The sequence below is a fragment of the Brakhagea baltica genome (assembly GCF_052161605.1).
Lineage (GTDB): Bacteria > Planctomycetota > Planctomycetia > Pirellulales > Pirellulaceae > JBKCUI01.
Genome location: NZ_CP197409.1, coordinates 865504 through 880110 on the forward strand (window position 1 = coordinate 865504; position 14607 = coordinate 880110).

12 protein-coding genes are annotated in these 14607 nt (G+C 52.2%); 4 read left to right on the forward strand and 8 right to left on the reverse strand.

Annotated features, from left to right (window positions below):
* Position 1 precedes the first annotated feature (1 nt).
* From sufB to SH449x_RS03475, 5 genes are all read right to left on the reverse strand, one after another.
* The gene (sufB, locus tag SH449x_RS03455; protein WP_482379924.1) at positions 2 to 1411 is read right to left on the reverse strand and encodes a Fe-S cluster assembly protein SufB; all 1410 of its coding nucleotides are present in this window, start codon (positions 1409 to 1411) and stop codon (positions 2 to 4) included.
* Positions 1412 to 1461: 50 nt separating this feature from the next.
* Entirely contained in the window at positions 1462 to 2283 is an 822-nt protein-coding gene (gene sufC / locus SH449x_RS03460; protein ID WP_482379925.1) for a Fe-S cluster assembly ATPase SufC, read from the reverse strand.
* 67 nt (positions 2284 to 2350) lie between these two features.
* Entirely contained in the window at positions 2351 to 3025 is a 675-nt protein-coding gene (locus SH449x_RS03465; RefSeq protein ID WP_482379926.1) for a helix-turn-helix transcriptional regulator, read from the reverse strand.
* A 147-nt stretch (positions 3026 to 3172) separates the two neighbouring features.
* Positions 3173 to 3328, reverse strand: coding sequence for a hypothetical protein (locus SH449x_RS03470; protein WP_482379927.1), 156 nt, complete (start codon positions 3326 to 3328; stop codon positions 3173 to 3175).
* Between the two features lie 99 nt (positions 3329 to 3427).
* Positions 3428 to 4510, reverse strand: coding sequence for an LOG family protein (locus SH449x_RS03475; protein ID WP_482379928.1), 1083 nt, complete (start codon positions 4508 to 4510; stop codon positions 3428 to 3430).
* A gap of 57 nt (positions 4511 to 4567) precedes the next feature.
* On the opposite strand from SH449x_RS03475, the gene tmk reads away from it, so the two are divergent.
* Positions 4568 to 5212 carry a dTMP kinase gene (gene tmk, locus SH449x_RS03480; RefSeq protein WP_482381805.1) on the forward strand — a complete coding sequence of 215 codons (645 nt, stop codon included), beginning with the start codon at positions 4568 to 4570 and terminating at the stop codon, positions 5210 to 5212.
* A 238-nt stretch (positions 5213 to 5450) separates the two neighbouring features.
* Positions 5451 to 7379, forward strand: coding sequence for a TolC family protein (locus SH449x_RS03485; protein WP_482379929.1), 1929 nt, complete (start codon positions 5451 to 5453; stop codon positions 7377 to 7379).
* Positions 7380 to 7394: 15 nt separating this feature from the next.
* On the opposite strand, the gene SH449x_RS03490 is transcribed toward SH449x_RS03485, so the two are convergent.
* Complete coding sequence (locus SH449x_RS03490) at positions 7395 to 9572, reverse strand: VWA domain-containing protein (RefSeq protein ID WP_482379930.1); 2178 nt, start codon at positions 9570 to 9572, stop codon at positions 7395 to 7397.
* 299 nt (positions 9573 to 9871) lie between these two features.
* On the opposite strand from SH449x_RS03490, the gene SH449x_RS03495 reads away from it, so the two are divergent.
* On the forward strand, positions 9872 to 11020 hold the full coding sequence (locus SH449x_RS03495; RefSeq protein ID WP_482379286.1) for a transposase: 1149 nt from the start codon (positions 9872 to 9874) through the stop codon (positions 11018 to 11020).
* Positions 11021 to 11374: 354 nt separating this feature from the next.
* On the opposite strand, the gene SH449x_RS03500 is transcribed toward SH449x_RS03495, so the two are convergent.
* Together SH449x_RS03500 and SH449x_RS03505 are read right to left on the reverse strand one after the other, a co-directional pair.
* Positions 11375 to 11506, reverse strand: coding sequence for a hypothetical protein (locus SH449x_RS03500; protein ID WP_482379931.1), 132 nt, complete (start codon positions 11504 to 11506; stop codon positions 11375 to 11377).
* Positions 11507 to 11736: 230 nt separating this feature from the next.
* Complete coding sequence (locus SH449x_RS03505; protein WP_482379932.1) at positions 11737 to 12960, reverse strand: FtsX-like permease family protein; 1224 nt, start codon at positions 12958 to 12960, stop codon at positions 11737 to 11739.
* A 91-nt stretch (positions 12961 to 13051) separates the two neighbouring features.
* Here SH449x_RS03505 and argH point away from each other — a divergent pair, with 91 nt between their 5' ends.
* The gene (gene argH, locus SH449x_RS03510) at positions 13052 to 14437 is read left to right on the forward strand and encodes an argininosuccinate lyase (protein WP_482379933.1); all 1386 of its coding nucleotides are present in this window, start codon (positions 13052 to 13054) and stop codon (positions 14435 to 14437) included.
* Positions 14438 to 14607: the final 170 nt, after the last annotated feature.

Consider the following 14607-nt stretch of genomic DNA (forward strand, 5'->3'; position numbering starts at 1 on the left):
ATTAGCCCACCGAACCTTCCATTTGCAATTGAATGAGGCGATTCATCTCGACGGCATACTCCATAGGGAGTTCCTTAACGAGAGGCTCGATGAAACCGTTAACAATCATGGTGCTGGCTTCAGCTTCGCTCAAGCCCCGGCTCATGAGATAGAACAATTGCTCTTCTCCGATGCGAGACACGCTGGCTTCGTGACCGATGCTTACATCTTGATCCATGATCTCGATGTAAGGATAGGTGTCGCTGCGGCTCTGCGGATCCAGAATCAACGCGTCACAAACAACGTTACACTTGGACTTTTTAGCATCTTTCTCTACACGCACCAAACCACGATAGCTGCTTCGACCACCATTCTTGGAGATCGACTTGCTGATGATCTGCCCCGTCGTGTGAGGCGCACAGTGTACCAACTTGGCGCCCGCATCTTGATGCTGACCTGCTGACGCAAAGGCAATCGATAGGATTTCACCTCGAGCCCCAGGTTCCATCATGTAGACCGCTGGATACTTCATGGTCAGCTTGCTACCGAGGTTACCGTCAACCCATTCCATGGTCGCATCGGCGTAAGCCATAGCTCGCTTGGTGACCAAATTGTAAATATTGTTGGCCCAGTTCTGGATCGTTGTGTATCGGCATCGGCTACCTCGCTTGCAGACGATTTCCACAACCGCAGAGTGCAAAGACTCCGAGGAGTACATCGGTGCGGTGCAACCCTCGACGTAATGAACACTTGCCCCTTCATCGACAATGATGAGGGTCCGTTCAAATTGCCCCATGTTCTCCGCGTTGATGCGGAAGTACGCTTGGAGCGGGAATTCAATCTTGACCCCCTTCGGTACGTAAATGAATGAGCCACCTGACCAGACCGCCGAGTTCAAGGCGGCAAACTTGTTGTCGGTCGATGGGATGATTTTCCCAAAGTACTCTCTTACCAAGTCAGGATATTCCTTAACAGCCGTGTCGGTATCGGTGAATATCACACCTTGGTTGGATAGATCCTCCTTGAGCGAACCATATACAACTTCGCTCTCAAACTGGGCCTTAACGCCGGCCAGAAACTTGCGCTCGGCTTCGGGAATCCCCAGCTTGTCGAAGGTGTCTTTGATCTCTTGAGGTACCTCGTCCCAAGTTCGACCTTGTTTGTCGGTTGGCTTCAAGTAATAGAAAATATCTTGAAAGTTGACATCGATACTGCCGCCCCAGGTAGGCATGGGCTTCGAGTGAAAAATGTCGAGCGCCTTCAAGCGGAAGTCCCGCATCCACTCTGGTTCGTTCTTCATCTCGGATATCTGATTCACGATATCCCGATCCAGACCTTTGCGAGCCTTGAAGACAGCCTTGCTCTCGGTTCGGAAATCATACTTGTTGATTTCGCCGAGCTCTTCTGACGTTCCTGCCAAATCGGTTGCCATAGTACGTTCTATATTCTTTTCGTGGAAATGGATTGATTGAGAATCGACAATTAAACCGCCAAGGATTCCTCTTTGGCCACCATTTCTTGGTTAGCCGCATCTGCGTCAGGATAGGTTCGACGAATTCTTTCGTAACCGTGGTCATGCAATTCTCGTGCAAGCTCAGCACCGCCAGTTTCAACAATTCGCCCACCCAACATCACGTGCGTGAACTGAGGAGGATTGTGTTCCAGCAATTTGTCATGGTGGGTAATGATCAACAATCCCATCTTGTCCTTGCCGATCTCAGCGATCGAAGCACTGGCCAATCGAACGGCATCAGCGTCCAAACCACTATCGGTTTCATCAAGGATCGAAAACTTTGGAGCGAGCATGGCCATCGTGAGGATTTCTGCACGCTTCATTTCTCCCCCGGAGAAACCGTCGTTCACGTAACGTCGTGCGAACTCTGGATCGATCTTCAACTGCTCCATCTTGGCCTTCAAATCCTTGCGAAACTCTCGCATGGGAATCAGATCTTCACCCTCTTTGCGATCGGGACGACGAACATTGGTGGTCGCATGTCGCAAAAAGTCAGCGGTTTTGACACCAGGTATTGCGATCGGACGTTGAAAGGCCATGAAGATACCGGCCCGAGCCCGCTGGTCGGCTTCCCACTCGGTGATGTCTTCACCGTCTAGAGTGATGGTCCCCTCAGTGATCACATAATTAGGATGCCCAGAGATCGCCAAGCCCAAGGTGCTCTTTCCCGAACCGTTAGGCCCCATCAATGCGTGCGTTTCACCATGGTTCAGGGTCAAGTTCACGCCTCGAAGAATGGGCTTTCCATCAACTGCAACGTGCAAGTTTTCGATCTTCAATGTGTGGGACATTCGAAATCCGTAAATTCTAGTTCGTGAAAAAATCAAGGAAAAATTTTTATGGGTTGGTTTGTCGCATCTAGATCGCTTCTGATGCAGAAGCAGTCGCCACGACAGGTGAGAATTGACAACTTCCATGTCCGTCTAGTCGGCATTTGGACAAGTGAACTTCCTGACCCAGAGCCTGACTTAACGCCTCCTGCTCCAATTGACAAACCGAACGATCGGCTCCCTCGTCAACCAAGCCGGGATAGGGACAAGCATGAACCTCTAATACCGGTAGATCTTTCTCACACGAATACGAAGCCGGCACCTTGCGAGTACAAAGCACCCCGGCCAGCGTCCGCATGCGCTCTTCGATGGAAGCGTCTGGGAGCAACGATTTGTAGCTGTCACCCATGCGGCGGGCGACTTTTGCTACGATCTGTGCTCGCAGCGACTCGTCTTCTATGTCACCGATCACCGACCAAAGCGAGATGGCTAGCTCGCTGTAGGTGACCCCAGCCTGCCTCCAGCCCAAGTCGGTAAGGAAGTAGTTGAATTGCGGGCGTCCACGGCCAGCCAGTCGTTTCTTTTTCTCGATGTAACCCGAGGCCTCGAGCCTCTCGATCCGCTGACGAATGGCCGTCGCCGTCACCTCCAGACGATCCATCAGTTCCTGGATCGACAGACCCGGCTCACGCCGAAGCAGGTCCAATACCAGTTGATCCACTGGTCGAATCGGCTCGTCGGTTTGATGAATAGGAAGATCCATTGCAACATTAGTCGTGGGAAAAGTAACTACGCTGCAAGTGTAGACGCGGGGTTATTTTTGACAAGCTTAGTTGCGAAAAATAACTTTGCGTACTGAAATCTGGTTATTAGGGCGATACAAACGCCTTCCAAGAGGCTCTAATTCCCCTTAGAACCCATAACGGGAGAGAAAGACAGCATTCACATCTGCTCTCTTGATGGATGCTGAAAACTCGATGGCCATGAGCTCCGATACAATCTGGTCAATCTCACGCGGCCCAATTTCGTAGACGCAAACCGTGCATCCTACAAGTTCGATAGGCATTAGATTCTTGAAGACGTAGTTGGGGGACGTCACGATGTGCTGTTAGCCCCTACAACAGGCCTATTCGGTTTCTTCAAACCTTCACGGTAAATAATCTGATTAGGCCAGGGTCTCGCAATCGTTTACTTGGTCGATCAACAGTCGCAGCTTGCCAACATTTCGTCGGTTGAAGTGCATGACGAGTCTAGGAAGATTGGCTAGTTCTGGTTCGCTGCTTTCTTCTGGCAATGCGGACTGCTGAACGATGCGTCCGGACGCCAGGATCTCCCCGAACTCGCGGTTCAGTTCCTCGAGGCTTTCCTCCGTGAGCTTATGAGTGATTCTCAATACGAGTGTATCGTTCACGTATCGCATGCTGTGGTAATTTGAATAGAAGTGCATGATGTGCTGGGCGGCTGCTTCGGTTGAGTGCATTACGCGGTAGAGGTTCACATCTTCAGGGCTGATTAACTTTAGCTTCATCAGCTCGGATTGCACGAATGTTTCGAACCCTTCCCAAAAAGTCCCGTTGGGCTCATCCAGCAAGATGAGGGGAAACATGGTTTGCTTGCCCGTTTGGATGAGCGTAAGTACTTCCAGAGTCTCATCGAGCGTGCCGAATCCGCCTGGGCAACACACTACCGCACTGCACTCCTTGACGAACATCAATTTGCGAGTGAAGAAGTATTTTAGGGTGACCAGTTTTGGGTCTCCCTCGATATAGGGGTTCGCGGACTGTTCGAAGGGGAGCATGATATTCAAGCCCATCGACATCTCGCGCCCCGCTCCTTTGTGGCCGGCTTCCATGATTCCGCCCCCGGCTCCGGTAATGACCATCCAGCCAAAGTCGGTCATTCGCTTTGCAAACTCTGCGGCTTGGATATAGGTAGGGTGGTCTGGAGGAGTGCGTGCAGAGCCGAATATGGTAACTTTCCTACGGCGTCGATAGGGTTGAAACACCTTAAAGGCGTATCGCAACTCTCGTAACGTCCGACTAAGGATTTTTAGATCGCCACGTGTCGTACCATCGAGATGGAGTCGGTCGACCGTTCTCTTGAGCATGTCAATCAGATCCTCGCTTTCCAGCGAGAACGGTGGCTCGTCAGCGGGCTGGGGGCGTGCCTTTTCGTCTTCCCCGTAGGCAAATTCCGAATTGGCGTTTTTTGATGGGTCATTGGACGGGAAATTCTGTGGCTGATTCATGATGCATCCGAAGGGATCGTCGACGAGAATTCTCTTTGTAAGTAGGATACCAATTTAATTGGAACAGGTCTTCGGCAGTTCCTCGAACGACAGGGAAACTCAGTGTTTATTTCAATTGATGGAATCGATGGGGCGGGCAAGACAACTCAAATTGCAATGCTCTGCGAAGTACTAAAGAACGAAGGGCACCAGATTGCCCGATTTCGCGACCCTGGCACAACAAAATTGGGAGAGTCGATCCGGGAAATTCTACTGCACCGAGAAGACATTCCTCTCGATGGAACCGCCGAGATGCTCCTCTATATGGCTTGCCGAGCTCAGTTGGTCTCTGAGCAAATCATTCCGGCCCTGGAAAATGGGCAAACTGTTGTTTGCGATCGCTTTTTGCTCGCTAATGTGGTCTATCAGGGAACCGCTGGAAGTCTCTCGCCGGAAGTCATCTGGGAGGTCGGACGTACGGCGACGAAAGGCCTTCTGCCTGACAAAACGGTGGTATTGGATTTGGATCCGGAACTGGCGTTCTCGCGAATCCAGCGTGGCCATGATCGTTTGGAGAAACGTGGAGTTGAGTATTTTCGCGCTGTGAGGCGAGGGTTCGTTGAGGAATCCCGCGTCTTAGGGAGCAGTTGCCGGGTTGTTGACGCTTCCTTACCTGTTGAACAAATTCACGAAGAGATCATGGCTTTTGTTCGATCCCGTTGAGCTGTGCCTGCACATGTTAAACAGGGCGACTTAGCTAGACTGGGGCAAGGTTGCCGAGTGTGCCAATTGTTCGTGTTGTGATTTTAAGTTCCGACAAACTACGGTCCCCAAGGTTCGAGCGATTGTAGGAGTCGGTCCGATAGTTCTTGATATTCGGTCGTTACGCGTAAAACGAATGCATGCAAATTGCATGCTGGGCGAACAACGACAGGCCACGATTAATAGCACGAGTCAAAAAATGTTTCATCGAACCAGTCTGAAACAATGGATCGCCGCCGGTTGCATCACAGCAACTACACTCTCCGGTTGTAAGCCGGTCGATCGTTTTCGTGCGTGGACAGACAACAAAAACAGTTCCTACTTCCAGGAGTATATCACGCGGATTGAGTATCCTGACGTCCGGGCCGAACCGGATCTGCATATCCTGCAAACCCCGTTACCCCTCTCGATCGAGAACCCGAGCGATCTGCCGACCATCGAGATCACGCTGCAGGAAGCAATTACTGCGGCCCTACAAACGAGTGAAGTTTTGAGAAACTTGGGTGGCTCCGTGGTGGCTGCACCACAGATGCAACCGACGGAACTTGACCCGGCCCTGGTCGACGTCAATCCACTCGGTGGAGTCGAAGCAGCTCTATCCGAGTTTGATGCTGTGGTTAACTCACAGCTATTCTGGCAGAAAAATGAAAGGCCAATCAACCGGCCCGACCTACCTGAGTTTGAATTGTTCTTTCCCTTGGTCAACCAACAGACCACCGGGAACTTCATTAACCAAGTCAGCAAGCGAACCGCTCAAGGTGCTCAGTACGCATTGCGTACGAATGTTGTTTACGATCGCAACAACAACCCAAGCCGTCGCTTTCCCAGCGATTTCGTTGGATTCATTGAAGCAGAATGGAGGCAACCTTTGATGCAGGGTGCTGGTACGACTTACAATCGTATTGCAGGTCCAAATGCGATTATAGGTCAATACAATGGCGTTTTGATCGCTAGGATCAACACCGACATTTCTCTCGCGGACTTTGAAGCCGGGGTGATTGGCCTCATCAATGATGTGGAGACCGCATATTGGGAGCTCTACTTTGCCTACAGGCAGCTAGAAGCTCAAGTTTTGGGGAGGGAAAGTTCTTTGAAAACTTGGCAGCGGGTCAACGAGCTTCAGAAGGTTGGTCAACGAGGGGGTGAGGCGGATGCCGAAGCCCAGGCTCGATCCAATTTCTATTTATTTTCCGCTCAACTAAACGATGCTCTCGCTGGCCCAACAGGGCTCTACGCGGCCGAGCAGCGTCTACGTTACATGATGGGTAAGCCGCCGAGCGACGGAACAGTCATGAAACCAAAAGATGAGCCGATGCAAGCGCAGGTTTTGGTGGACTGGGAGTCCGCTGTGGTTGATGCATTAACTCGCCGTGTTGAGATTCGGCGTCAAGAATGGACGGTAAAACGACGTGAGTTCGAACTCGTCGCGGCTCGATTGAACAAACGACCGAGGATGGACGCATTGATGCAGTATCGATTCCGAGGCTTGGGAGACAACTTAATTGGCAATCGGGATCCCAACAACCGCTTTGACAATCTCTTCCACAGCATAATGGACAAGGATTTTCAGGAATGGCAAGCAGGCTTGGAATGGAGTTACAACGTAGGCTTGCGTCAGGCCTCGGCAGCAGTGCGGCACGCTCAATTGCAGCTAGCTCGTGAAATGGCGATGCTAAAGGAGCAGCAACTCCGCATCACGCACGACCTAAGCAACGCGTCTCGTGAGATGGCTCGTAGCCACCTCCAGATGGAGACAAACTACAATCGAGTCGAAGCGGACACGCTGCAAGTGGAAGTTCTGCGTAACCGTTATGAGCGAGGCCTGATCAATATCAACTTCTTGCTGCAAGCCCAACAGCAACTCGCGAACAGTACCAGCGCGTTTTACCGATCACTTGTGGATTACAATCTTGCAATGCGTGACTTCCACAGGGAAAAGGGATCGCTGCTTGCCTACAATCAAGTCAACCTGTTTGAGGAACCGCTCGATGGTGCCCAGTTGTCTCAGGCCTTTGACCGTGGGCGTTACTTTACCCCTCGCGACGATAGTTCCGACGTCCAGACGGGTGCTGCTGCCAGCGCAGGAGGGTTTGACCCGTCGTTGGTCGGTGTGCCTCAATCTGAGTAATTGGTTGATGATTGGTTAGATTTTGGTTGCGGGTCGCTTTGGCAAAGGCGGGGGCAACATCCTATCGTCAGGTGGGTTCGGGGCGGGGTTGTTGTTGGGGGGCGGGTCGCGCCGCGGAGGAGGAGGGTTGAGATCGGTGAAAGACTCCTTCCACTCCCAGCCAATCGGATTGCTAAGCTCCCTCGAGGCCAGGAGGGCCCACGGGGTGCCTGGGTGATTATCGACGACGTTTTGGAGGAGTTCCCTTGCCAAATTGGCATCTTTTTCCAGACGGCTATCTACGGAGATTTTGTCGCTGGGGGCAATAGTCCACGTGTTGTTTTTCGGGTCTTCAAAGTTCATGCCTCGTTTCGCAAGAGCGAGCATCGCATTGTAGGAGTCGTTCCTGACTTTGGCGGCCAAGGCAGTTCCGTAGGAAAGATCAAAGCTGGCAAGCCAGCGGGGCGACGTCTCCTTTGCCCTATGTTTTTCCCCCTCGGCGAGCACAAGGCACAAAGCGGTTAGCTCTGGAGATAAACGTGCTGCGGCTTGCTGGGCAACGGAGAGTTCATTGACCATCCTCGCTTCATCAACCTTGACGAACACTTGGCGAGGCCGATCCAAGGTCCCTGTTCGTGATCGAGCCGAAGCTTGGATTAAAGCCAGCCGCATCGGACTCTGCTGAACCATTTTTTTATATTCATCCGCAGAAACATAATCTGGACGATACTTTCCCATGACATCCGGCGCGAAAAAATAGCTCATTCTCGAGGCGAACGTCTCTATTTCATTAGCCCGAACTTGCGAACCGACACGACGGTTGGGGTGAATCGAAAAGTAGATTCCACCGGTTTCGTAACAAAGCCGTGAGAGAGCGTAAGGCCCGAATCCAGAGTCGATTACCGGTTCTTCGTAGTAGTTGTCTTTGTATCCGAGCATGACTCTTTCAGGGAAAAGCGTCTCAGGCCCTTGGTCGACCTGCCTCCAGTCTGGGGTTTGATCGTATTGAGGATCCGGATCCACGAATTTTATGTAGGTAAATTCTCTACCGAAGGGAGCGGGGACGCCGAGGACATGTGTTTGGATACCAAACTTCTTGCAGATTGCGATAGCCTCATCGCACGATTCTGCATCGTCCCCCCGCTCATCGGTTACGGCGATTAGGACAACATTCCGCTGCGGGCCACCCGAGCCTCGAGAAGCACGAAAGGACTTGTACTTATCCGCCACTTCCTTAATTGCCTTGAACGTGTATTCGATGCCGCTCTCATCGACCTCAATCGAATCGACTGCGTTCCGGATTTCCTCAAGAACATCAGTCGGTCTGTCAGTCAGGAATTTAACGTCCATGCCGTAGGAAATGATACTTGTCAGCAATGACGCCTCGTGATTAATCGATTTTCCGCGTCGCTTTTGGTCTTGTTCAACAATTCCGAGCTCTTCATAGATCTTCTCGAATCGTTCTCGAATTTCTTTGCGTTGTTTATCCATGGAAATCGAACTGTCGAAAAGCCAGACTACGAGCGTTGGACGCTCTTCAATCGAACGGAGCAGTTCGTAAGTAATCCGATCTACAGCTCCCTGAGTGCCGTTGACCCCCACGCCGGTTAGCCCTTTAACGATACGTTTCGACTCGGTGATCCCAAGAGCTTGCTTGATGTCCAGGGTAACGCTAATCTCACCATTTGGAATGGTCATGTCGATAGGTGGGTTGGCTAGCTCAGACATGTCCGCAACGGTAAGGGCTTCAGCGAGGGCCATGTCCGTTTCGCCGACTGAGTTTGAACCAATTTCGCTCGCTGGAGCATCGGAGTAGGCAATCTCGCTCAAAACATCGAGGGGAGTAGGCTGGTCCTCGATCGGAGTTGCCGAAAGAAATATTCTTAGGACTTCAGGATTCTGCGCGACGGTGAATGAGGCTAAACCAACAATCACGACAGCATGAACCAGCATGCTCACCAAGAACGCCTTAGTATCCGAGTCAAACCAAGGAACCTCGATATCGATCTCAGGAGGCAGTTCTTCATGGTCGACCTCCTTTGGTTCGTCGGATTGGTCGATTTCTTCAGCGACAATGCCGTCCACCGACGTTAACGCCCCGTTAGGAATGCTTTCCGTGGGAGCAACATGCAAACTATCGGCAGCCTCCGCACCACTGGGAATGGTCGAGAGTTCATCGGCGGCTTGATTCTCCAATGGATGTCTCTTCAACATGGCACATTTCTTCGGAAGGGAGTGGCTGTAAATTCGGGGGACCGACAGCAAAGGACCTATCGTCCTCCGCAGTAATTATGGACGCATTTCGACCCAGATGCGACCAATTTTCCACGCAGACACACGCTGTTCAACAATAGTAAGCGTGAAATAGCGACGAAAATACCCAAACTTCTCGAAAACCCCGAAGAAATAAATTAACGAAAAACCCCCACATAGTGCCATCCATCTTTTGCTTGACTGTTTTTTCACCTCCGGTATCATTTGGAAAATGTCCTACTAACTAGAGGAGTCCATTCATGGGTAGACCACTACGCACAGAACAGTTCAGGCATGACGAGATCGCGGTAGTGCATTGTGTGCAGCGGTGCGTACGCCGTGCCTTTCTGGCCGGTTTCGATGCCGTTTCGGGGGTCGATTACTCCTACCGCCGCGAATGGATTCGTCGCAGATTCGAAGCACTCGCCTCGGTCTTCGCTATCGATATCCTCTCCTATGCGATTCTCTCTAACCACCTACATGTCATCTTACGCAATCGACCGGATGTGCTAGCCAACCTATCCGACGAAGAAGTCGCCATCCGCTGGCTTCGCGTTTTCCCAGGACGCAGACTCGAAGAACACTTGGCCGAACCATCGCAATCCGATGTCCAACGGGTTCTTGCCGATCCGGAACTCTTGGCCAAGATTCGGACGAGGTTGACGGATATTTCTTGGTTCATGCGTGCTCTAGCCGAGCCGATTGCTCGTTTTGCGAACCGACAGGATAACTGCACCGGCCGGTTCTGGGAAGGACGCTTCAAAGCGCAACGTATCGTCGATGATGCGGGTTTGTTGGCTTGCGCCATGTATGTGGACTTGAATCCGATTCGAGCTGCCTTGGCCGAGAGTCTCGAGAAATCGGTGCATACGTCGGTTTACGATCGCATCGAAGCGGAGAAGGGAAAGCAGATTCCTTCGGCGGCATTCGATTTAATACCGATCACGCACGAAGAGTCGGTGGCTCAGCGTGGCAAGTCACTGGCCGAGCAACGCCAGGATCACAAGGCCAAGAAGAAGGGGACCACCAAACAGGTGCCTCGAGACAGTTGGCTTGCTCCGCTATGTTTAGGGTCGGGAGTGTTGTCAAGCGACCCGCAAGTGCATCGTGACGGCCTGCGAGCAAGTGATAGGGGGTTTCTTCGAATCGACTGGAGCAGCTACAAGAAACTGCTTGGCTGGGTAGCCGAGAACAAGCCGAGTGCGGGTACGGTTGCGTTGCCGAAGCCGCTCAGCGACGCGTTGATTGCATGTGGCGTGGTGCCGGAGATGCTTTCGGACTTGGTGTGGAACTTCAAGAAGTACTTTAGCCGCTGCGTCGGAGGTACGGAGTCCATGTCGGGTGATGCGGAGCGGATAGGCAAGCGTTGGCACAGGGGCCAGCGGCGAGCCGCAGCTTGTTTCAGCTAGGCGAGACGCTCGAAAAATAGCCCTGCTGGTGCTCCCTAGACGACGAAGGCAAGCGGAAAGTACCCCAAACTATCTGCTGCGATCGCTGATTGCTTGGATCAACGTTTTAGCGTAGTGTTTGGCGTCGTTGCGGGGAAATTCCAAGCCGAATTCCGGTTTGGGTGACGGGATTCCTCTCCTCACCACCGTTATGGAACGCAGGCAGGAAATCAGCTGGGAAAAAATGGATAGAGAAAAAAATGGATGGCACGTTTTGGGATTCGAAAGCGTGCTGTGCAGCGCACAAGGTTTGTTCTTCAGGATTTGCCGCCCCCAATCGTCCCCAACGGACTACCCACGTTTCGGCAGGCTAGGCTAAAGGAATTCAGCAGTAGTCTGCGATTCCTTAACGGTCCCGATTGAGCCTGCGTAACTGGCTAGCTGCGCGTCAGCAGCACGAATCAGCCCTACAACATGACAATCGAACTCGTCAATAGGTTTACTCACGGGGGTTGGTAAGGGAGACGCAACAAACTCCTCGTTGCAGTGCATGCACTGCACACTCTTGCCCAAAAGGGCTACGGGGATTTGATGAGACTTCCCACAGCAAGGACAAACTCTAGAAAAGCGAACGGATCGCGGCATCATTCTCCTCCCGATGCGAGTGACCAGAGTAGACATTATGAGGCCTTAATTCCCTTTGTCAACACACAATGCGACATTGATTCACGCAAATGCTAGAATAACGAAGCCGGGTCCGCCTTCCATAGTTTACGGACGGCTAATAAGCCCGACAAAGAGCACATCAGAATGGCTAACAGACCAACTCCGACCATGCGCTCTATTGTCATGAAGGTGGGAATGCCGGAAAGGTTCGCGGTCAAAGCGTAAAGCCCGTAAGAAAGACCTGCAGAGATGACATAGCCAGCCAGTGCCAACAACCAAGCTTGCCGCATGACGATCAGAGCGACGTACGCGTTCGAATAACCCATCGCTTTGAGCGTCGCGAATTCTGAAATCCTGCTGGTAACGTCTGTGGCGAGCACCATGTACACGATCGCGGCTCCGATGATAAACGAAAGTACCACTCCCATGGTGAAAATCATTCCGATTGGGGTTTCCGTTAGCCAGCGGTTCCGCTCCCATTCCACCTGCCGCTTCATACTGAATATCTGGATGGAAGATTGTGCATTGGGGTCGAACTCGGACATCCAGTCCAAAAGGTCTCTAGCCAGTTTCTCGGAGTTTACGCCTGGTTTGACTTGGATGAGTCCCAGGCAGGACTTGGTTCGCGTATCGATAAAGGATCGCCTCCCAAAGGCGACATCATTAACTAGGACGGCCCCGTTGGTGGCTAGACCCGTTCCCAGCTTAAAGATCCCGGCAATCCGAGTCGAAATATTGCCCAACTCCGTTCGGATACCGATATCCTCATCGGAAAAGGTTTTGCAATTTTGTGGTCCATACTCGGCCCGAGTCGTTAGATCCATCAGCATGGCATTCGGATCCTTGATCTCATCCAGCAGGGGGAGCAACTCGACCAGATCGAGAGCAGGTCGTTCGATTTCCACCCCCATCATGCCAACTGTTCGGAATGAGCCCTCCGGCGGAGCATCCGCACAATCAGGGTTTTTGGGCGGGTTCTGCCAGCGAGTCAGAGATACCCAAAAGGGTGTAACCACCTCGATGTCTGGATGGGACTCAGCCAAACGAAGCCAATATCGGTCAAAAGATCGGGGTTCATACAGGTGGACGTAATCGGGGGAGCGGATCACAATTTCGCCGACGAGTCGGCTGTAAACCAGCGTGGCAGTATTCGCGACGGCTCCTCGAAATCCCATCTGCATAAAAACAAGAAGCAGCGCGAACGACACCCCGCCCACGCTGACGGCAGCCCGGGTCGGGTTCGAGAAAAGGTTTAAAAGTGCGACGGGCGTCCGTCGAAAAACGCTCTTGGTCAAAGCATATCCTAACGAGTGTCACTTGTTGATTGTGAGATTTGTATCAGAATCATAGCTGGAATGTTCCCTTTCACCAACCTAGGACACAACATTGGCTTCCCCATCAAGAAGTGGCGTATTTGCTGCTGGTATGGATGAGCGACTGGCTCGTTTCAGCGAAAGCATTAGTTTCGACCACCGTTTGTTCCGGCACGACATTCGAGGCTCTATTGCCCACGCCAAAATGCTGACCGCATCCGATTTGCTAACCCAGACAGAATACGAGGCCATTTGTCGCGAATTAGAGCTGATCGGTGGGCGAATTGAGAGGGGAGATCTCCCCTTTCAAGTGGAGCTGGAAGATATCCATATGCACATTGAGCACGCTCTCATTGATGCTTTGGGGGATACGGGCCGCAAGCTCCACACGGCTCGCTCTCGAAATGACCAAATCGCGACCGATCTTCGCATGTGGGTCCGTGACCATCTCGACAAAACCGATGAGCAGTTAGTCGCGTTGCAAAGAGCCTTTTTGTCCCGATGTAAAAAAGATCACGGGGTAATCGTTCCGGCGTATACGCATTTGCAACGAGCTCAACCAGTCTTGGCTGCACACTATTGGCTAGCTTACATCGAGAAGCTTGAACGGGATCGAGATCGCGTGAGAGATTGTCGAAAGCGAGTTAACGTTTCGCCGCTAGGCTGTGCAGCGGTGGCCGGCACCAGCCTACCCATAGATCGGCAATTCACGGCTCGTGAGTTGGGTTTTGAGGATATCGCGCGGAACAGCATCGATGTGAGTAGTGATCGCGATTACGTCGTGGAGACGGTGTTCGTTTTGACCATGATCGCTGAGCATTTGAGCGGCTGGGCCGAAGAGTGGATTCTTTGGTCGACAACGGAGTTCGACTTTATCAAGCTTCCGCAAAAATTCTGTACGGGAAGTTCTATCATGCCACAAAAGGTAAATCCGGACACTCTCGAGTTAACCCGCGGCAAATCGGCCAGGGTGGTCGGGGCGTTGCAAACCCTTTTGGTGCTGATAAAGGGACTGCCGCTCGCTTACAATCGGGATTTGCAAGAAGACAAGCCTCCCGTGTTTGATGCCTTTGACACAGTCGGGCTGATGCTAGAGCTAGCGGCTCCGATCGTCGCCGAATCGGAGCTTAACGTCGACGCGATTCGATCCCGGCTCGATCAAGGATTCTTGGATGCAACGGCATTGATGGAGGCGTTTATTCTGCGTGGGGTCCCTCAGAGGACGGCTCACCATCGCGTGGGTGCTATGGTGGCCCTGGCCAAGGAACGGCGGTGCCGATTGGTCGATCTAAGTGATGAGGATTTCCGCTCGATCGATCCGAGTTTCGATTTGTCAATTCGGCAGATTTTGGACGTCGACGGTGCCGTAAAGGCTTATCAGTCCTATGGTTCCAGCCATCCAAAGAGGGTTGAGGAGCAGGTGGCCTACTGGACCAAGAGGCTGGGAGAGGCGAATTGAGAAGGCGAGAAGCAGGCCGATTGCACAAGAATCGGCCAGTTCGAACCCTTCTCGTGGAAGAAACTGCCCAGGGCAGCATAAAAATCTTGGATTCTGAGTACAATTAATACGAGCGGATTGCTACATCGCTAGTATTTTGTGATTGGTCCCCAGACCGACAACCGATCGGT